This window comes from Rhizobium sp. 05N430, assembly GCF_056396985.1.
In genome coordinates, this window is the sequence record NZ_JBFTMO010000005.1 from 121,057 (window position 1) to 139,604 (window position 18,548).

Consider the following 18,548-nt stretch of genomic DNA (forward strand, 5'->3'; position numbering starts at 1 on the left):
TGATTCTCTGAACCTAGCTTCGCAGCACGCCGCCGGTGAATTTTGTCACGCTGGCGATGATCTTCTGCGTCAGCGCTTCGAAATCTTCGTCCGTCAGCGTCCGCTCGACCGGCTGGATCTGAACTTCGATGGCCACGGACTTCTTGCCCTCGCCGAGCGATGCGCCTTCGAAGACATCGAAGACATTGACGCCGGTGATGAGCTTGCGATCGACGCCGCTGACAGCCTTGAGGATGGCACCTGCTTCAACGGACTTGTCTACAACGAAAGCGAAGTCGCGCTTGACGGCCTGGAAAGCCGAAAGCTCCAGCGCCGGCTTTGTGCGCGTCGCCTTCTTCTTCGGCTCAGGCATGGCATCGACATAAACCTCGAAGCCGCAGAGAGCGCCCGAGACGTCGAGCGCTTCCAGCGTCGAGGGATGGAACTCGCCGAAATAGCCGAGGACGACCTTCGGACCCATCTTGATCGTGCCGGAACGGCCCGGATGATACCATTCGGGACCGCCCTGCTCGATCTGGATATTGCCCATCGGCAGACCGCAGGCTTCGATCACGGCAAGCGCGTCGGCCTTGGCATCGAAGACATCAGCGGGCTTGCCGCCGCCCTTCGCCGCGTTCGACCACATGCGGCCCGCACCGGCCATCGTTGCCGTTCCGCGGCGGATGCCGCCAGCAACGCGGCGCTGGCCTTCCGGCCGGTCGTTTTCGTAGGTGCCGGAGACTTCGAAGATCGCAACGTCGCCATAGCCCTTGTCAGCATTGCGCTGGGCCGCGGTCAGCAGGCCGGGGAGCAGCGACGGACGCATATCCGACATTTCCGCTGCGATCGGGTTGGCAAGCTTCAGCGCCGGCGAACCGCCGCCGAAAAGCTTCGCCTGATCTTCCGGGATGAACGACCAGGTGACGGCCTCCAGCATGCCACGTGAGGCAAGCGCGCGCTTGGCGGTGCGGGTACGGATCTGCAGCGTCGTCAGGATCTTGCCGTTGACGGCAGCATGACTTTCAAGCGGCGCCGGCTTGATCTTGTCAACGCCGTGGATGCGCATGACTTCCTCAACGAGATCGGCCTTGCCATCGACATCGGGACGCCAGGAGGGAACGGCGACCGAAACGCGCTCGCCGGAGCCGGAGACCTTGAAGCCGAGGCGACCGAGGATCGCATTGCTCTCATCGGTCGAGACCTCGAGGCCGGTCAGGCGCTTGACCTCGGAATAAGGGAAATCGACAATCTTGGCTTGATAGCCCTTGTATCCGACAACATCAGCCTTGGCAGGCTTGCCGCCGCAAAGTTCCAGAACCAGCTCGGTGGTGCGCTCGAGGCCCGGGATCATGTATTCCGGATCGACGCCGCGTTCGAAGCGGTAGCGGGCATCGGTGATGATGCCGAGGCCGCGGCCCGACTTGGCGATGTTCATCGGATCCCAGAGGGCCGACTCGATCAGGACATCGACGGTGTTCTCGTCACAGCCGGAATGCTCGCCGCCCATGATGCCGCCGATTGACTCGACGCCGTTGTCGTCAGCGATGACGACGTTGTTGGCGCCGAGCTTGTATTCGCGCTGATCGAGCGCCAGTACCGTTTCGCCATCCTTGGCACGGCGAACTGTCAGGTTACCCTTCACCTTGGCTGCGTCGAAGACGTGCATCGGGCGGCCCTGATCGAAGGTCATGTAGTTGGTGATATCGACCAGCGCGTTGATCGGGCGCAGGCCGATTGCCAGCAGGCGCTGCTGCATCCACTTGGGGCTCGGGCCGTTCTTGATGCCGCGCACGATGCGCAGGCCAAAACCCGGGCAAAGCCTCTCGTCATCGAGATCGAGCGTCACCTTCACCGGCGTCTCGCCTTCGACAGCGAAGGACGGCGCTGGGCGGGTCTTCAGCGTGCCGAGACCGGAAGCGGCGAGATCGCGGGCGATGCCGTAGATCGAAGTGCAGTCCGGACGGTTCGGTGTCAGGTTGATCTCGATCATGGGATCGTCGAGATGGGCATAGGCAGCGAAGGACGTACCGATCAGCGCATCGGCGGGCAGATCGATGATGCCGTCGTGATTATCCGACATGTTCAGCTCCTTTTCGGAGCACATCATGCCGTGGCTTTCGACGCCGCGAATCTTGCCGACGCCAAGCGTCACGTCGATCCCGGGCACATAATCGCCTGGTTGCGCCAGCGCGCCGACGAGACCGGCGCGGGCATTCGGCGCACCGCAGACGATCTGCAGCGGCTTGCCGCCGTTGACGTCAGGGCCGGCATCAACCGACAGCACCTTCAGACGATCGGCTTCCGGATGCTTTTCAGCCGACAGAACCCTGGCGATGACGAAGGGCTTGTAAGCAGCCTTGTCATCGACATCCTCGACCTCAAGACCGATTTCCGTCAGGCGGGCGCAGATTTCATCGAGCGAGGCATCCGTTTCAAGATGATCCTTAAGCCAGGAGAGTGTGAATTTCATAGGTCCAATCCTCCCTTACGCGCTCAGGCCGCCGAACAGCGTCGGCATGTCGAGCGGGCGGAAGCCATAGTGGTTCATCCAGCGGACGTCGGCGTTGAAGAAGTCGCGCAGGTCGGGCATGCCGTATTTCAGCATGGCGATGCGGTCGAGGCCCATGCCCCAGGCAAAGCCCTGATATTCGTCCGGATCAAGGCCGCCGGCGCGCAGCACGTTCGGGTGAACCATGCCGCAGCCGAGGATTTCCATCCAGTCGGTGCCTTCGCCAAACTTGACGATCGGGCCGGAGCGGTCGCACTGGATGTCGACTTCGAAGGACGGTTCGGTGAACGGGAAGAAGGACGGGCGGAAGCGCATCGTCACGCTATCGACTTCGAAGAAGGTCTTGCAGAACTCTTCCAGCACCCAGCGAATATTGGCGACATTGGCCTTCTTGTCGACGACGAGGCCCTCGACCTGATGGAACATCGGCGAGTGCGTCGCGTCACTATCCTGGCGATAGGTCTTGCCGGGGATGATGATGCGGATCGGCGGCTTCTGCGCTTCCATGGTGCGCACCTGCACCGGTGAGGTATGCGTGCGCAGAACCTTGCGCTCGCCGTTCTCATCCGGATTGAAGAAGAAGGTGTCATGCATTTCGCGGGCCGGGTGTCCCTCGGGGAAGTTCAGGGCCGTGAAATTATAATAGTCGGTTTCGACATCGGGGCCCTCGGCGATCGAGAAGCCCATATCGCCGAAGATCGCGGTGATCTCATCGACGATCTGGCTGATCGGGTGGATGCGGCCGCGCTCTGCCGGAGACGAGCGGACCGGCAGGCTGACATCGACGGTCTCCGCCTTCAGGCGCGCATCGATGGCCGCCCGCTTCAGATCGCTCTTGCGCAGGTTGATGGCATCGGTCACCACAGTCTTCAGCGCATTGATCGCCGCACCGCGCGTCTGGCGCTCTTCAGGCGACATCGCGCCGAGCGTCTTCAGCAGTTCGGAGACGGATCCCTTCTTGCCGAGTGCGCCAACCCGCACCGCTTCGATCGCAGGCTCGTCGGCGGCGGCCGCGACATCGGCCAGCAGTTGCTTTTCCAGAGTTTCGAGTTCGGTCATTTTTTCCTGCCTTGCGGGCGTCAATGTGCTTCAGGAAGCGTGTTTCAAGTAACTGGTGGCCATGATGAACTGCCGCAGATCACTACCCATGTGAACGCGGCCAATCAACCGGGCAAACCACAAAAAGGCGCCCAGAAAGCCGGTGAGTTTGTGCAGTTCGTCAATGGCGCCGGCCGGTGCTGCCTCGCACCACGCTTTATAGGCCCGGTCATGGGTTTGACTGCCCAGCCGGGCGCGGCCTGCGATCTGCAGGAAGAGCAGCCAGATGTCGCGCGCCTGCGCCGTTGTCAGCGGCATGACGGTGTCGGGTTCTTCTTCGAAATCCATGAAGCCGATGCGGCCATCCTTGACGAACATGTCGCGCGGAAACGGGCGTCCATGGCACAAACCCTTGGCATGAAGCCGGCCGAGCTCGCCAGCACAGAGGACGAGTAGATCGTCATGGGCTACCGGATCGCTGCCAGCCATTGCGCGCAGCTGCTGTCCGACAGTCAAGCCGACATCGCTGAAAACGACGGCACTGCCGGACGAATAGACAACGCGCGCCGTCGGTACGTCCTTGGATGCGAACATGGTGATACGCCGGATTTCGCGCTGTGCCATGCCTTCGTCATCCAGCGCCGGTGAAGGCCGGAGAAACGGCGCACCAACCAGATTGGCGATCATGCGCTGCAGAAAGACCCAGCGCGAGGTGCACTCCGTGCCATAGCGCTTGATCCAGACAGCACCCTGCGACAGCGGCACACACTCAACCCTGTGTGAACCCGACAGCAGCGCAGTGAGAAGAACCGGAATGTCCTCCTCGCTCAGGCCGCGTCCGGCTTCCAGATTGTCGATAGCGTCCGCCACGTTCCCGTGACTCCCATTTCAAATCGCAAACAAAAACCCGCGCCAGCTAGCCAGCGCGGGTTTAAAAACATCGAAACTGAGGTTCGATAGCGCCGGCTTAGTTAACCGCTGCTTCAAACTCGTTTTTCGTGCCGGCGTCCTTGAGGTACTCAAGGGCCTTCTTGGAAGCATCGACGAGAGCGCCGAATGCTGCAGGCTCATGGATCGCCATGTCGGAGAGAACCTTACGGTCGACTTCGATGCCAGCCTTGTTCAGGCCGTCGATGAAGCGGCCGTAGGTCAGGCCGAATTCGCGGACAGCAGCGTTGATACGCTGGATCCAGAGCGCGCGGAAATTGCGCTTGTTGACCTTGCGGTCGCGGTAAGCGTACTGCTTGGAGCGGTCAACCGCTGCCTTAGCCGTACGGATGGTGTTCTTGCGGCGGCCGTAAAAGCCCTTTGCGGCCTTCAGAACCTTCTTGTGCTTGGCGTGGGCGGTAACGCCTCTTTTTACACGTGCCATTTCATGATCTCCTTAATCTACAACGTTCGCGGAAGAGTCTTAGAGACCGTTCGGCAGATAGTTCTTCACAACCTTGCGGCCATCGGGTTCAGCCAGAACCATCGTGCCACGTGCATCGCGAATGAACTTGTTGCTACGCTTGATCATGCCATGGCGCTTGCCAGCAGCTGCAGCCTTGACCTTGCCGGTTGCGGTGATCTTGAACCGCTTCTTGGCAGAGGACTTCGTCTTCATCTTGGGCATTTTGCTACTCCGTTTCTGTCCTCCCTGCATGTTTCAAAGAAACCCTCGAGCGATGTCCGGAAAACCGGCCGTCGCAACCAGGTGCGGGAGCGTTTGTTGTTGATCTGCGGGCCCGGTGACGAAACCTGCCCGCAAGCATTCGAAACTGCCACGGCATGCCCTGCCGGTCAGTTCGGACGCGCGCTTATAACCGCAGTGTCATGAAAGTGCAACGGGGCGGCTGACGGAATCTTGGCACTCAGGCCGCGGGCATCAGATTCTTCGGCGCGGGCAACGCCAAGGTGACTTCCAGGCCGCCGAGATCCGAGCGCGAAAGGACAATCCTGCCGCCGTAAGCCTCGGCGATATCGCCGGAAATGGCAAGCCCGAGACCGGAACCTGCATGCGCATCGTCAGCGCTGACGCCGCGCTTCAACATCATCGCATAGTTTTCGGGAGGCACGCCAGGGCCGTCGTCGCCGACCCGGAGGATAACGGCCTCGCCTTCCCTGGACGCCGAGACATCGATGCGGGAGCGGGCAAAGCGCACCGCATTGTCGAGAATGTTGCCCATGGCCTCGGCGACATCGGCGGGATCGGCTTCGATGGTCAGCGCCGGATCGATATCGACTTTCCAGCCAACGCCCTTGCCGTTAGTGACGGGCGAGAGAACACTGACCAGCTTTCCCGATATACCGAGAAGCGACGTCGTCGCCATGCGTTCGACACCCATCCTCGCGGCCTGCAATTGCCGGTCGGCCCGCTGGCGCACGAGTTCGATCTGCTGCAGGGCGGTATCGCGCTTGTCATCCGGCAGGCTTTCGACGAGATGGGACAGAACCGTTAGCGGCGTCTTCAATCCGTGCGCCAGATCGCTCGCCCGCGATCGTGCCCGTTCCACGGCGGTTTCGCGCTCCGCCAGCAGAAGATTGATCTCGTTGACCAGCGGGCGGACCTCGTTCGGTCCTTCGGCACCGATATGCGCGCTGCGGCCGGCACGGATATTGGCCACCTCGTTGCGCAGGCGCACCAGCGGCTTCAGGCCGATCAGCCCCTGCAGAAAAGCGGCGGCAAGCAGAAGCAGGCCGGTTGCGGCAAGCATCAGCTGCAGCGGCCGGTGATAATTCGACAGCGCGCTTTCCATCTCGTCCTTGGAGAAAGCCGTATAGATCGTAAAGTGCTTGCGCGCATCACCCTCACCGACGGACATCGCCTTCACGGTGACCAGGATCGTCGTCCCATCCGGCCCTTCGGCTTCGTGAAACCCGCAATAGAGATCCCTGGAGAGGCTATCCCTGGTCAGTTCCTCGTCCCAGAACGAACGCGAGCGGAGCGGCGGCTGAGTGGGGTCGTCGGGCGTTATCTGCCAATAGCGTCCGCCGGCCGGTGTCTGGAAACGCGGATCGGACGGTTCGCTGATCAGCGAAAGCCCGCCGTTTTCGATCGCCAGACGGGCGCCGAGAGCATCCGACACCGCGGTCATCTCGTTCGCATACTGATCGGCCAGATAGTCTTCGAACAGATGACCGAGGACGAACCAGACCAGCGCGAGAGCGACGGCAATCGCGACAAGGGCGCCAGCGGCCAGACGGAAACGCAATGACTTCGTCATCGTGTCTTGCCCGGCAGCACGTATCCGAAGCCGCGGCGAGTTTCTATCGCGCTGCTATCGGTCTTCTTGCGCAATCGCGCCACCATGGCCTCGACGGCATTTTTGGCGGCGTCGTCATCGCGGCCCTGGACCTGGCTCGCAAGTTCCGCTGGCGTCAGCACGGCGCCCGGACGATCGATGAACACGGAGATCATCCGGTATTCGAGAGGGCTCAGATCAAGTTCACGGCCATCGAAGGTCACACGGCGGGCCTGTTCATCCAGCGTGAAGCGGTCGGCCGATTTCACCCGCTGCTGCATCCTGCCTGATCGGCGAAGCAGAGCGCGAAGGCGTGCCAGCAATTCCTCGCTGCGGAAGGGCTTCGGCAGATAGTCGTCGGCCCCGGCGTCGAAACCATCGACGCGTTCCATCCAGGAGCCGCGGGCCGTCAGCACAAGGACCGGCGTTTCGAGACCATTGGCCCGCCAGCGCTTGAGGATCGACAGGCCATCCATGCCGGGAAGACCGAGATCGAGGACGATGGCAGCGTAATCACCGGTTTCGCCCTGCTCCCAAATTTCGGGGCCGGAGTTCAAGGTTTCGACGAGATAGCCTTCGCGTCCCAATGTCTCGGCAAGATGCACCGATATATTGGCGTCGTCTTCGGCCAGCAGGATCTTCATCGGTCACTTGTCCCCGATCACTTCGCCGCTGCGGGCATCGACGCGCAGCGTGCGTATGGTGCCTTTTCCATCCCGAAGCTTGAGCTGATAGACGTCGCTGAACAGCGAGCGGCTGAGACTGACGTCGATGACCCGGCCGTAACGGCGGGAATCGATCTTCTGCAGCAGCGATTTCAGCGGCAGGATGCGGCCTTCGCGCACAGCATCGCGTGCGCGGTCATAATCGGCGCGACCGGAGCCGCTGCCGCTGCTCGTTCCGCGGCCACCGTGATCATCGCCTCCGCCTCCGCCGTCGTCATCGCCGCCGTGGCCGCCATGATCGTCTCCGCCATCGTGGCCGGAGCCTCCCGATCCCGAGTTCGAGCCTGAACCGGATGAGCCGGAGCCGCTCGAACCGCTGCTGCCGGAACTGCCACTACTGCCGCCGCCATCTTTTGCCGCCGCCGGAGACGCAGACAGTGCGGCCGCAACGATGGCGGCTGACAGCAGGAGAGCGGTCGATCTGCGGGTGAAAGACATGCCTGATCCGGACCTCATATACGGCTGATAAACTGAACGCTTACATGCACCCGCACAAGAGGCACAGAAAAGCGGGCTTGAAACGGCAGATGCTCCGCCGGCAAACGGCGGAGCATCGATCTTCCGGGGCGGGCGGAAGAACCAGGCAATTACGGCGCTGCCGCAGGCCTGATGGAAACATTGGTGATTGGGCCGGGGTTACGGACGGCATCGGAGCGGTGCGGCTTCACCTCGACGGTCTGGACGCCGTGTTCCAATTCGACCTCGACTTCCAGCCTGCGGCCCAGCTGATCGACGGCGATAAGCGAACCGTTGAGCAGGCCTTGAAGACTTGCCGCAGAAACCGAGAGCGGAACGCGGGGACGATCGCTGCGGTCATTCTCGCGGCCGCGGCGTCCACTATCATCCGCCCCCGCAGCAACCGTCCGGCCGCCATGGCGATCGCCGCCATTGTCGTCATCGCTTGAGTTGCCGCCACTCCGGCCGCGGCCGCTGTTGCTGCCACTGTCGTGGCCGCCGCCATGGTCGTCGCCGGAGGCATCGTCGCTGCCGCCGCGGCCCGAACTGCCGCTGCCGCCGTCATGACCGCCACGGGCATAGGCAGCCGAGGAAAAGAGGGAATATCCCGAAGGCTGAAGGGCGGGTAGAGCAGCGGCCAGCGCAAGCGCGGCGGCCGAGGCCAGCGTGATCCTTTGAAGACGGGGGGCCATGGTCGTTTCCTTTCCATCCGTGTTTCGATGGAAGGAGCATGACATCTCCAGGCTGACAGGCCGCTGAGAGTGCCTGTCAGCAGACTGTCAGAAAGCGGCCCCAGAAAACACAAAAGCCGCCCTTGCGGACGGCTTCGATGCATCCTGATGGACCGCGCTCACTTGGGCGCGAGCACCATCATCATCTGTCGGCCTTCAAGCTTCGGCTCGGCTTCGACCTTTGCATATTCGGTCGTGTCGGCCTTGACCTGCTGAAGCAGCTTCATGCCCAGTTCCTGGTGAGCCATTTCACGGCCACGGAACTTCAGCGTTACCTTTACCTTGTCGCCTTCTTCGAAGAAGCGGCCCATCGCCTTCATCTTCACGTCATAGTCATGCGTGTCGATGTTCGGACGCATCTTGATTTCTTTGACTTCGACGATCTTCTGCTTCTTGCGCGCTTCGGCAGCCTTCTTCTGGTTCGCATATTTCAGCTTGCCCAGATCGAGAATCTTGCACACAGGCGGCTCGGCATTGGGGGAAATTTCCACCAGGTCGAGACCGGCTTCCTCAGCCATTTTCAACGCCTGATCGGTGGCGACGATGCCCAGGTTCTGTCCCTCTGCGTCAATCAGCTGAACACGGGGTATGCGAATTTCCCGGTTCGAACGCGGCCCTTCCTTAACGGGCGCGTCGGTTTTAAAAGGTCTGCGAATGGTCGTACTCTCCTCGAGTTGTTGAATGCTGCAGCTCGTACTCCCACGGGGGCACAAACGGGGTCTCGTTATCGCTGCAACGGAGTCAGTAGCACGCTTTAGCGGAAAAATCACCCGCTGTCAGCCTGTCAAGAATCTGTTTTATAGGCGGGAACAACAGGAGTTCAGCCGTGTCCGAGACATCCATCGCCCCTCAGCCGAAGTTTATCACCGCCGGAGAGGGTGACGACGCCCGCCAGATCGCCTTCATTCTGCGTCAGGCGAATGCTGAACCGGACGCCCCTCTTCTGCTCTGGCTTTCGGGATATCGCTCGGACATGAGCGGCACCAAGGCCGTCGAGCTTGACAGGCTGGCGGCGGAAACGGGTCTTGGCTGCCTTCGGCTCGATTATTCGGGCCACGGGCTTTCCGGCGGCAAGTTCAGCGACGGGACGATCTCGCGCTGGCTTGAGGAGACGCTCGCGGTTCTCATGCATGTCAATCCGAAGCGCGTCATTGCCGTCGGATCGTCGATGGGAGGGTGGATCGCGCTGCGTCTGGCCCAGGAGTTGGGCAAGATTGCCGATGGACCGAAGCTTGAGGGCATGGTGCTGATCGCGCCCGCGCCGGATTTCACCTCGGATCTGATCGAACCGCATCTGACCAAGAAGGAACGCGCCTCTCTGGAAGAGCGCGACTATTTCGAAGAAAAGTCGGAATACAGCCCTGAGCCCAATATCTATACCCGGGCCCTGATCGAGGACGGCCGCGCCAACAGGGTGCTGACCGGGATGATCCAGACGGGATGCCCGGTTCATATCCTGCAGGGCATGAAAGATCCGGACGTGCCCTATGCACATGCCATGAAGCTGATCGAGCATCTGCCGTCCGACGACGTGGTGCTGACCTTCGTACGCGACGGCGACCACCGGCTTTCGCGGCCGCAGGATATCGAGCGCATGCTTTCTGCGGTCAGCGCGCTTATCCGTCAATAAGCGAATTCGGATGCACGAATAGTATCTCCGGTTGAGAGGATGCCGCGCAAGCCCACCTTCTGTGGCATTTTAACCATGTCCGAGAGTTGTAACTCCCTACCAAGAAGTAACGATTGACTCCGAACGCCCCTCCCCGTTAACTCTTTGTTAATAAATACAAGGGCGATGCAGGGAATACGGGCGTGCGGATCAAGGGTTACCTCGTGGCCATGATGGCCATGCTAGCGATGTCTTCGGCTGCCTTGCCGGCTTCGACATCCAACCTCTCCATGGTTACCGGCGGAGCGACATCGCAGCCGATCGGCCATTACGATTTCTGTCAGATCCACCGCGACGAATGCGACCCGAACCGCAACACTGCGAACATGCAGATGACCCCCGACCAGTGGACGCTGGTGCGTTCGATCAACACGACGGTCAACACCACGATCAAGCCGATGACCGACAAGGAAATCTACGGCAAGGACGAGGTCTGGGCCTATCCGACGACAGCAGGCGACTGCGAAGACTATGCGCTTCTGAAGCGCCGCATCCTCATTCAGCGCGGCTTTTCGCCGGCAAACCTTTTGATGACCGTCGTACGCAAGCCTGACGGTGAGGGGCATGCGGTTCTGACGCTGCGCACCACGGATGGCGATTTCATTCTCGACAATCTGTCGACCAACGTGAAACCATGGTTCGACACGAACTATTCCTTCATCAAGCGCCAGTCGAGCTACAATGCCGGGCGCTGGGTCACCATCGAGAACGGCCGCGACGTTCTGGTTGGTGCCCTGCAATAATCACATCTACCGGTTCTTGGGTGGCCTTCCGAAGCTTGCTTCGGGAGGCCTTTTTCTTTGCCGGGAACTCAACCGTTGCCGATCAGGATGCCGGCGCCGAGCACAAGTCCGCCGCCGAGGACCACCTGGAAGGCGGCGCGCAGGAACGGCGTTTCCATATACTTGTTCTGAATGAAGGCAATCGCCCAGAGTTCGAAGAAGACGACCACGGCCGCGGTGATCGTCGCCGTCCAGAAATGCGGGATCAGATAAGGCAGCGCGTGCCCGAGGCCGCCGAGCGCCGTCATGATGCCGCAGGCGAGGCCGCGCTTGATCGGCGATCCACGGCCGGAAATCTTGCCGTCGTCATGTGCTGCTTCCGTGAAGCCCATGGAGATGCCGGCACCAACCGAGGCGGAAAGGCCGACGAGGAAGGTTTGCCAGGTATCCTGCGTGGCGAAGGCGGCGGCGAAGATCGGCGCCAGCGTCGAGACCGAACCATCCATCAGACCAGCAAGACCGGGCTGGACATAGGTCAACACGAACTGGCGGCGGACACCTTCGTTTTCCTCTTCCTTAACGGTCTCCGGTATGTGCTTTTCTCCGAGCATGCGGGCAATATCTTCATGCCCCTGTTCGGCCAGCGCCAGATCGCCAAGAAGCTGACGGGTTGAGGCGTCGGTCGTCTGCTTGGCCGCCTCGACATAGAAGCGGTAGGCCTGCTCTTCCATGGCTTCCGTCTCGCGCCGCATGGCGTCAAGCGACAGGTTCTTGCGCAGCCAGTCGGGTTTGCGATCGTAGAAGCCCTGCACATGCTCACGGCGGATCAGCGGGATGCGCTCGCCGAAGCGCTGGCGATGGATTTCGATCAGTGACCGCCGATGGGTGCTTTCCACCTCGGCCATGTCTTCGAACACCTGCGCGCTCGCAGGATAGTCACGCTTCAACTGATCTGCATAGGCGAGATAGATGCGCGCATCATCCTCTTCCGAGGCGATTGCAAGTGCCAGGATTTCCTGTTCAGACAGTGATTTGAAGGATCGCTTCTGCGATCTGAAAAGACGTGCCAACATCGGCATGCTCCAGTAATTTAGAATTATTCTAAATCTAAAGAGCGCCGTGGCGGCGGTCAAGATCGAACACGTCCGATTTGACAGATTGCCGCAATCTTCAGTTCCGGCTTTGGCCGCGCGCCGGCAACGCCTATATGAAGGGCGCCGTCGCATACGGCAAAGCCGGGGTGGTTTTAAAAATGAACAACGAATTGCAGGGCCGCGCTGCCCATGTTGCGGCGATCCGCGAGCGTGCGGAAGCCGAGATGAAATCGATCGGCATCGACGATGCCTTTATCGGGACGCTGGTCGAGACATTCTACAGCCGGGTGCTTTTACATCCCGAACTCGGGCCGGTCTTCGATGCGCGGCTTTCGGGGCGGTGGCCGGAGCATATGGAAAAGATGAAAAGCTTCTGGTCTTCCGTTGCCTTTCGCAGCGGGGCCTATGGCGGAAAGCCCGTTCAGGCCCATACCGGCGTCGCCAACATGACGCCGGAGCTCTTTCCCAAATGGCTGGCGCTGTTTGCAGCGACACTTGACGATATCGCTCCGACCCCGGAGGCCAAGGCCTGGTTCATGGCAACCGCGGAGCGCATTGCCCGGAGCCTGACCCTCTCGCTGTTCTACAATCCGGCCCTGGACGATCCGGCGCGCGAGCGCGCCTGACCGTCACGCCTTGCCGGCGAAGAAGGTCGCGCCGGCACTTGCCAGCACCACGAGTGCCGTTCCGGTCATCTGCAGCAGCGTCATCGGTTGCATCAGAATGACAAAGCCGGCGGCGGCGCCGATCGCCGGTTCCAGGCTCATCAGAATGCCGAAAGAAGCCGTGGGCATGCGCCGGAGCGCCGTCATTTCCAGGGCATAGGGCAGAAGCGGCACGAGAAGGGCCAGTCCCGCCATCTCGATCAAGCCGGAGCCATCAAGGTGCGGTACCGCACCCATGAATCCGAAAGGCGTGGCGACGACGGCAGCAACGAGCAGCGACATCGACAGGCCTTCGAAGCCCTTGAAGGTGGCGCCGACCTTCTTCGTCAGCAGGATATAGATGGCCCAGCCGGTTCCGGCACCGGCAGCGAACAGCACACCCGGCAGATTGCCGACCCAGCCTTCACCGTCATAGGCAAGGAACAGCACGCCAGCGGCTGCGACGACGGGCCAGATCAGACGGCGCGTCAATCCATAGCCGAATGTCGCAACCGACAGCGGCCCCAGAAAGTCGATGGCGACGGCAAGGCCGAGCGGAATATGCTGGATCGCCGCGAAGAAGCAGATGGTCATCAATGCCGTGATCGTGCCAAGCACGAGAGCGCTGACCCATTGCTCGCGGCTATAGCGCAGAACCGGCGGGCGAACGATGACTGCGAGGATCAGCGCCGCGAAGACCAGGCGGAGCCAGGAAGCCCCTGCCGGCCCATAGGTTGCGATCGCGTGCGAGGAAAGCGCCGCGCCGAACTGGATCGACGACATCGAAAGAAGGCACATCAGGGCGCCCGTTGCGACGCCACTCGACGGCACGGCTGCTGCCGAGCCGTCCGCATTCAACGCCGTATTTTCAGGCTGTGCGCCCATTGCTTCCTCCCGATTTTCAGCTCTGAATAGGGCTGCAGGACGACGGGGGCAAATTCAAACTTCTGATGCGAGGAGAAGCTCTATTGATGGCTAGCGATTGCGCCCGGTATCCAGCGCTTCTTCGGCATCGTCAGGCGACATCTCAAAAACCTTCTTGCCGATATCGAAACTGAAACCGGCCCGGGCAAAAGCCGACAGTTCCTTTGCCTTGCGCTTCTCATCGAGCTCGCTCTTGCGGAACGGGCCGAAGGCGCGCTTGCGGGCCAGAACGACGGCTGCGTAAAGGTCGTCCGCTTCGGCGACGGCGGCCGCAACCGTCGGCTTGGCCACGCCCTTCTGCGACAGCTTCTGGGCGATCGCGCGCTTCGACTTGCCGTTGCGCATGAGCGAGCGCGTGCCGATCTCGGCATAGGCGGTGTCGTCGAGCGCCTTGTTATCATAGGCAAACGTCACGGCAGACTCGGCGAGCGCCTTGACCTGCGCCTCGCTGATGTCTTCGAACTTCTGCCGCGCCTTGCGGGCGATTGCATCGAACAGCTGCTTCTCCGTATGCATCCGCCGCTCCAGGCGATAGATCGCCGAATTGCGCGCCCATGAGAACATGCGCGGCGTCGGCACGTCGGATGGCGGCGTTTCCTCTTCCAAGCCGTTTAAGCCTCCAGACCCTTAAGCACATTGGCAACATTCAAGCCGATTTCCGGCACGCCGTAACCTCCCTCCATGCAGGTCAACACCGGCAGTCCCGTCGACGCGATCATCGCTCCCATGCGGATGAAATCGTCCGAAGTGAGCTTGAAGAAGGAGATCGGATCACGCTCGAACGTATCGACGCCGAGCGAGACGACGATTGCTTCGGCGCCGAACGCCTTGATGCGACTGAGCGAGCCGGCAAGCGCCGCAGACCATTCGTGCCAGGCCGTTCCGCGCGGCAGCGGATAGTTGGCATTGCTGCCCTCGCCTTCGCCTTCACCCGTCTCGTCCGCATAGCCCCAGAAATACGGAAAGGCGTTGGCGGGCTCGCCATGCAGCGAGGCGAAGAAGATGTCGCCGCGGCGATAGGTGATATCCTGCGTGCCGTTACCATGGTGAAAATCGACATCGAGAATCGCGACCTTCCTGGCGCCGAGATCGAGAAGGCGCTGCGCGGCGACGGCAGCGTTGTTGATGAAGCAATAGCCGCCGAAGAGATCGATGCCGGCGTGGTGGCCCGGCGGGCGGCAGAGCGAGAAGGCAAAGCGATTGCCTGAATTCAGCCAGTCGGCACCCGACATCGCGCATTGCATCGAGGCGATCGCCGCTTCATAGGTGCCATTGGTAATCGCGGTCTCCGCCGCATTGGCATAATAGCCGAGAAGCGCGCCGATGTCGGTCGGCACCCGCAAGGTCGAGCGGCGTACGGGAAAGGACGCCGGGATCGCCTCGCCTTCGGCGCCTGTCGCCGCCCACATGTCCCAAGCCTTGGACAGGAAATCGAGATAGCCGGCGTCATGCACCTTGCGGGCCGTTTCCAGACCATGGCGCACCGGTGCGGCAACATCTGCAAAGCCGGCATCCTTGACGGCATCCAGAATCCATTCGGCGCGGAAGGGACCTTCAAAGGGCGTGACGAGCTGGCCGTTGTGCAACTCGGTCTTCGCGTCACGCAGCTTGTGGTCTTCGGAATAAATGACGCGCATGGCGCATGCCCCTCGTTATGTCGCGGATAAGGCGCGGTGAGGCGCCGATTTGTCAATGGGTGCGGAGCAGCTCAGACAGCCAGCCGCTTGTAGAACAGCGTCGTCGAGCAATAGCCGCCATCCGGCCACATCGCGTATTCAGGAATCACGCCGGCGCGTTCCCAGCCGAAGCGCGGATAGATCGCTTCCGCGTCGCTGCCGGTCGCCGTATCCAGAACCAGAAGATGCTTGCCGTGACGGGCAGCTTCCTGCTCGATCGCCTCCATCAGGAGGCGTGCGAGGCCGTGACCACGCGCCGAGCGGTGAACGAGCAGTTTCTTCAGGTCGCCGCGATGCGGCTGGTTCGGCATCGTGGCAAAACCAACCTGAACGGTACCGAGAATCCGGCCATCGATGACAGCCACGGCTAGCAGATTGACCCCGGCTTCGACGCTCTCGGCGACACCCTGCCAGTAGGGCTCGGCATCCTCGGCCGTATAGGGCTGCATGAAGCCGACGGAGGCGCCGCCCGCGACGCAATCCGCCAGCACATCGCAGAGCTCTGGAATGGCAGCGCGGGCTTCGTCGGCGGTCAAAAGGCGTATCGAAGTCATCAAGTATCTCCTGGATATCATCGTGAACTGCGGCTCAGCACGACGCAGTAACGGGCGGGCTTGCTCGACGGATTGTGGAAGACATGCCCCTCGCCGACAGGCATGAAGAGGCAATCGCCGGGAAAGAGACGGTGAACCTTGTCCCCGGCCGTCATCTCCATCTCTCCCTCGAAGACCCAGATATGCTGGGTCATGCCGTGGCTCGCCGCATGCGGCGGAAAGCTGACGCGGGCGCCGGGCGGAAACTCGACGTCGACGATATCGACGTCCGACGTGGTGCCGGGCGGGGAGACGGCGCGTCTAATATAACCGGTCTCCGGATCCCGCCACACTTGTTGCTCGTGACGCCGGGCAAGCGGTGACGCCGCGCTTTCATCCTCCGCAAAGAAGGTCGAGAGTGAAAGGCCAAGTGCTGCGCAGACGCGCGCCAGAAGCGAGGCCGTCGGGCTTGCCTCAGCGCGTTCGATGCGCGAGATCATCGCCCGGCTGACGCCGGAGCTGGTTGCGAGATCCTCCAGCGTCAGGCCTTTTTCCAGCCGCAGACTGCGGATCCTGGCGCCGATCGCCGCTTCCAGTTCCTGCTCCAACATTCGACCCCATATTTCTACTATACGAGAAATACATGATCCGATGATGGAATCAAGTGGTGCCGGACACCGCCATTTATCCTAAACAAACTCCTGCTTTTCCCCTATGCGTCAGGGGAAGGCGCTGCTATATGGCGCGCATGAGCACCAATTCTACCCGCACTCCGCTTGACCATATCCGCAACTTCTCGATCGTGGCCCATATCGACCACGGCAAGTCGACGCTGGCCGACCGTCTGATCCAGACGACCGGCGGCCTGGCCGAGCGCGACATGTCGGAACAGGTGCTGGATTCGATGGATATCGAGCGCGAGCGCGGCATCACCATCAAGGCCCAGACGGTTCGCCTGCATTACAAGGCGAACAACGGCGAAACCTATATCCTGAACCTCATCGACACGCCCGGCCACGTCGATTTCGCCTACGAAGTCTCGCGGTCGCTGTCGGCCTGCGAAGGTTCGCTGCTTGTCGTCGATGCTTCCCAAGGCGTCGAGGCGCAGACGCTCGCCAACGTCTATCAGGCGATCGACAACAACCACGAGATCGTCACCGTCCTCAACAAGATCGACCTGCCGGCCGCCGAGCCGGACCGCATTCGCGAGCAGATCGAGGAAGTGATCGGCATCGACGCATCGCAGGCCGTGCTGATTTCCGCGAAGACCGGCCTCGGCATTCCGGATGTTCTGGAAGCCATCGTTCACCAGCTGCCGGCGCCAAAGAGCGAAGGCGGCGACAAGGCGCCTTTGAAAGCGCTGCTGGTCGATAGCTGGTACGACACCTATCTCGGCGTCATGGTTCTGGTGCGCATTCTCGATGGCGTGCTGACCAAGGGCCAGACCATCCGCATGATGGGTACCGATGCCAAGTATCAGGTCGAGCGCGTCGGCGTGCTAACCCCGAAGATGCTGGCTGTCGACAGCCTCGGCCCGGGCGAGATCGGTTTCTTCACCGGCTCGATCAAGGAAGTGGCCGATACCCGCGTCGGCGATACGATCACCGAGGACAAGAAGCCGACGGCGCAGGCGCTGCCGGGCTTCAAGCCGGCCCAGCCGGTGGTCTTCTGCGGCCTTTTCCCGGTCGATGCGGCCGATTTCGAGGACCTGCGCGCTGCCATGGGCAAGCTGCGCCTCAACGACGCCTCCTTCTCCTTCGAAATGGAATCGTCCGCCGCACTCGGCTTCGGTTTCCGCTGCGGCTTCCTCGGCCTGCTGCATCTCGAAATCATCCAGGAGCGTCTCGAGCGCGAATTCGATCTCGACCTGATCGCGACGGCCCCTTCGGTCGTCTACCACCTGTCGATGACCGATGGCTCGACGCGCGAGTTGCACAACCCGGCGGACATGCCTGACGTCGTGAAGATTTCCGAGATCGAGGAACCCTGGATCAAGGCGACGATCCTGACCCCCGACGACTATCTCGGCGGCATCCTGAAGCTCTGCCAGGACCGCCGCGGCATCCAGACCGAACTCACCTATGTCGGCAAGCGCGCCATGCTCTCCTACGAGCTGCCGCTCAACGAAGTGGTGTTCGATTTCTACGACCGCCTGAAGTCGATCTCCAAAGGCTACGCCTCGTTTGACTACCATCTGCATGGGTATCGCGAGGGCAACCTCGTGAAGATGTCGATCATGGTCAACGGCGAGCCGGTCGACGCGCTTTCCATGCTGGTCCACCGTTCGGCGGCCGAAAAGCGCGGCCGCGACATGTGCGAAAAGCTGAAGGACCTGATCCCGCGGCATATGTTCAAGATCCCGATCCAGGCGGCGATTGGCGGCAACGTCATCGCCCGCGAAACGATCTCCGCCATGCGCAAGGACGTGACCGCCAAGTGCTACGGCGGCGACGCCACCCGCAAGCGCAAACTTCTGGACAAGCAGAAGGAAGGCAAGAAGCGCATGCGCCAGTTCGGCAAGGTCGACATCCCGCAGGAGGCCTTCATCGCCGCGCTGAAGATGAAGGACGAATAGCGCTTCTCAAATCCAACTGATGCGCATATTCTTTGCGCATCAGCTATGG

At 61.4% G+C, this 18,548-nt stretch carries 20 protein-coding genes; 4 read left to right on the forward strand and 16 right to left on the reverse strand.

Annotated elements, in window-relative coordinates; genetic code table 11:
- Positions 1-13: 13 nt before the first annotated feature.
- The 10 genes from pheT to infC form a co-directional block, all read right to left on the reverse strand.
- Entirely contained in the window at positions 14-2,449 is a 2,436-nt protein-coding gene (pheT, locus tag AC1DJO_RS13300) for a phenylalanine--tRNA ligase subunit beta (RefSeq protein ID WP_477971015.1), read from the reverse strand.
- A 15-nt stretch (positions 2,450-2,464) separates the two neighbouring features.
- Positions 2,465-3,547, reverse strand: a complete 1,083-nt coding sequence (gene pheS, locus AC1DJO_RS13305) for a phenylalanine--tRNA ligase subunit alpha (protein ID WP_310293451.1) — start codon at positions 3,545-3,547, stop codon at positions 2,465-2,467.
- Positions 3,548-3,577: 30 nt separating this feature from the next.
- Positions 3,578-4,396: a BUD32 family EKC/KEOPS complex subunit gene (locus AC1DJO_RS13310; protein WP_477971017.1), complete on the reverse strand. Its 819-nt coding sequence runs from the start codon at positions 4,394-4,396 to the stop codon at positions 3,578-3,580.
- 97 nt (positions 4,397-4,493) lie between these two features.
- Positions 4,494-4,898, reverse strand: a complete 405-nt coding sequence (gene rplT, locus AC1DJO_RS13315) for a 50S ribosomal protein L20 (protein WP_112385144.1) — start codon at positions 4,896-4,898, stop codon at positions 4,494-4,496.
- Between the two features lie 39 nt (positions 4,899-4,937).
- The gene (gene rpmI / locus AC1DJO_RS13320; protein WP_007813308.1) at positions 4,938-5,141 is read right to left on the reverse strand and encodes a 50S ribosomal protein L35; all 204 of its coding nucleotides are present in this window, start codon (positions 5,139-5,141) and stop codon (positions 4,938-4,940) included.
- A 238-nt stretch (positions 5,142-5,379) separates the two neighbouring features.
- Positions 5,380-6,732 carry an ATP-binding protein gene (locus AC1DJO_RS13325; protein ID WP_477971019.1) on the reverse strand — a complete coding sequence of 451 codons (1,353 nt, stop codon included), beginning with the start codon at positions 6,730-6,732 and terminating at the stop codon, positions 5,380-5,382.
- Positions 6,729-7,394 (reverse strand): response regulator transcription factor, encoded by a 666-nt coding sequence (locus AC1DJO_RS13330; protein WP_477938837.1) that lies wholly within the window; start codon positions 7,392-7,394, stop codon positions 6,729-6,731. Before AC1DJO_RS13330 ends, AC1DJO_RS13325 begins: the two co-directional genes overlap by 4 nt.
- Before the next feature lie 3 nt (positions 7,395-7,397).
- A complete protein-coding gene (locus AC1DJO_RS13335) occupies positions 7,398-7,913 on the reverse strand; it encodes a PepSY domain-containing protein (RefSeq protein WP_477971021.1) in 516 nt (171 codons plus the stop codon).
- Between the two features lie 149 nt (positions 7,914-8,062).
- Complete coding sequence (locus tag AC1DJO_RS13340) at positions 8,063-8,623, reverse strand: hypothetical protein (protein ID WP_112385140.1); 561 nt, start codon at positions 8,621-8,623, stop codon at positions 8,063-8,065.
- 158 nt (positions 8,624-8,781) lie between these two features.
- Positions 8,782-9,318 (reverse strand): translation initiation factor IF-3, encoded by a 537-nt coding sequence (infC, locus tag AC1DJO_RS13345; RefSeq protein WP_112385381.1) that lies wholly within the window; start codon positions 9,316-9,318, stop codon positions 8,782-8,784.
- 170 nt (positions 9,319-9,488) lie between these two features.
- Between infC and AC1DJO_RS13350 the strand changes: the two genes are divergently transcribed.
- Both AC1DJO_RS13350 and AC1DJO_RS13355 read left to right on the forward strand, forming a co-directional pair.
- Positions 9,489-10,292: an alpha/beta hydrolase gene (locus tag AC1DJO_RS13350; RefSeq protein ID WP_477971023.1), complete on the forward strand. Its 804-nt coding sequence runs from the start codon at positions 9,489-9,491 to the stop codon at positions 10,290-10,292.
- Between the two features lie 182 nt (positions 10,293-10,474).
- On the forward strand, positions 10,475-11,074 hold the full coding sequence (locus tag AC1DJO_RS13355; protein WP_477971025.1) for a transglutaminase-like cysteine peptidase: 600 nt from the start codon (positions 10,475-10,477) through the stop codon (positions 11,072-11,074).
- Positions 11,075-11,142: 68 nt separating this feature from the next.
- Here the strand turns inward: AC1DJO_RS13355 and mbfA are convergent, their stop codons facing one another.
- Positions 11,143-12,126 (reverse strand): iron exporter MbfA, encoded by a 984-nt coding sequence (mbfA, locus tag AC1DJO_RS13360; RefSeq protein ID WP_477971027.1) that lies wholly within the window; start codon positions 12,124-12,126, stop codon positions 11,143-11,145.
- Positions 12,127-12,305: 179 nt separating this feature from the next.
- On the opposite strand from mbfA, the gene AC1DJO_RS13365 reads away from it, so the two are divergent.
- Complete coding sequence (locus tag AC1DJO_RS13365; protein WP_310293466.1) at positions 12,306-12,773, forward strand: group III truncated hemoglobin; 468 nt, start codon at positions 12,306-12,308, stop codon at positions 12,771-12,773.
- A 3-nt stretch (positions 12,774-12,776) separates the two neighbouring features.
- On the opposite strand, the gene AC1DJO_RS13370 is transcribed toward AC1DJO_RS13365, so the two are convergent.
- The 5 genes from AC1DJO_RS13370 to AC1DJO_RS13390 all read right to left on the reverse strand — a co-directional run bounded on the left by AC1DJO_RS13370 (position 12,777) and on the right by AC1DJO_RS13390 (position 16,532).
- Positions 12,777-13,676 carry an EamA family transporter gene (locus tag AC1DJO_RS13370; RefSeq protein ID WP_477971030.1) on the reverse strand — a complete coding sequence of 300 codons (900 nt, stop codon included), beginning with the start codon at positions 13,674-13,676 and terminating at the stop codon, positions 12,777-12,779.
- A 90-nt stretch (positions 13,677-13,766) separates the two neighbouring features.
- Complete coding sequence (gene recX / locus AC1DJO_RS13375) at positions 13,767-14,321, reverse strand: recombination regulator RecX (RefSeq protein WP_477971032.1); 555 nt, start codon at positions 14,319-14,321, stop codon at positions 13,767-13,769.
- 5 nt (positions 14,322-14,326) lie between these two features.
- Positions 14,327-15,352 (reverse strand): histone deacetylase family protein, encoded by a 1,026-nt coding sequence (locus AC1DJO_RS13380; protein ID WP_477971034.1) that lies wholly within the window; start codon positions 15,350-15,352, stop codon positions 14,327-14,329.
- Between the two features lie 71 nt (positions 15,353-15,423).
- The gene (locus tag AC1DJO_RS13385; RefSeq protein ID WP_477971036.1) at positions 15,424-15,945 is read right to left on the reverse strand and encodes an N-acetyltransferase family protein; all 522 of its coding nucleotides are present in this window, start codon (positions 15,943-15,945) and stop codon (positions 15,424-15,426) included.
- A gap of 17 nt (positions 15,946-15,962) precedes the next feature.
- A complete protein-coding gene (locus AC1DJO_RS13390; protein ID WP_477971270.1) occupies positions 15,963-16,532 on the reverse strand; it encodes a helix-turn-helix domain-containing protein in 570 nt (189 codons plus the stop codon).
- Positions 16,533-16,663: 131 nt separating this feature from the next.
- Here AC1DJO_RS13390 and lepA point away from each other — a divergent pair, with 131 nt between their 5' ends.
- On the forward strand, positions 16,664-18,499 hold the full coding sequence (gene lepA, locus AC1DJO_RS13395) for a translation elongation factor 4 (RefSeq protein WP_112385130.1): 1,836 nt from the start codon (positions 16,664-16,666) through the stop codon (positions 18,497-18,499).
- The last annotated feature ends 49 nt before the right edge of the window (positions 18,500-18,548 follow it).

Coding starts and splice junctions, on each gene's coding strand:
- pheT (WP_477971015.1), bottom strand. CDS start 2,449: ATGAAATTCACACTCTCCTGGCTTAAGGATCATCTTGAAACGGATGCC.
- pheS (WP_310293451.1), bottom strand. CDS start 3,547: ATGACCGAACTCGAAACTCTGGAAAAGCAACTGCTGGCCGATGTCGCG.
- rplT (WP_112385144.1), bottom strand. CDS start 4,898: ATGGCACGTGTAAAAAGAGGCGTTACCGCCCACGCCAAGCACAAGAAG.
- rpmI (WP_007813308.1), bottom strand. CDS start 5,141: ATGCCCAAGATGAAGACGAAGTCCTCTGCCAAGAAGCGGTTCAAGATC.
- AC1DJO_RS13325 (WP_477971019.1), bottom strand. CDS start 6,732: ATGACGAAGTCATTGCGTTTCCGTCTGGCCGCTGGCGCCCTTGTCGCG.
- AC1DJO_RS13330 (WP_477938837.1), bottom strand. CDS start 7,394: ATGAAGATCCTGCTGGCCGAAGACGACGCCAATATATCGGTGCATCTT.
- AC1DJO_RS13335 (WP_477971021.1), bottom strand. CDS start 7,913: ATGTCTTTCACCCGCAGATCGACCGCTCTCCTGCTGTCAGCCGCCATC.
- AC1DJO_RS13340 (WP_112385140.1), bottom strand. CDS start 8,623: ATGGCCCCCCGTCTTCAAAGGATCACGCTGGCCTCGGCCGCCGCGCTT.
- mbfA (WP_477971027.1), bottom strand. CDS start 12,126: ATGTTGGCACGTCTTTTCAGATCGCAGAAGCGATCCTTCAAATCACTG.
- AC1DJO_RS13365 (WP_310293466.1), top strand. CDS start 12,306: ATGAACAACGAATTGCAGGGCCGCGCTGCCCATGTTGCGGCGATCCGC.
- AC1DJO_RS13370 (WP_477971030.1), bottom strand. CDS start 13,676: ATGGGCGCACAGCCTGAAAATACGGCGTTGAATGCGGACGGCTCGGCA.
- AC1DJO_RS13380 (WP_477971034.1), bottom strand. CDS start 15,352: ATGCGCGTCATTTATTCCGAAGACCACAAGCTGCGTGACGCGAAGACC.
- AC1DJO_RS13385 (WP_477971036.1), bottom strand. CDS start 15,945: ATGACTTCGATACGCCTTTTGACCGCCGACGAAGCCCGCGCTGCCATT.
- lepA (WP_112385130.1), top strand. CDS start 16,664: ATGGCGCGCATGAGCACCAATTCTACCCGCACTCCGCTTGACCATATC.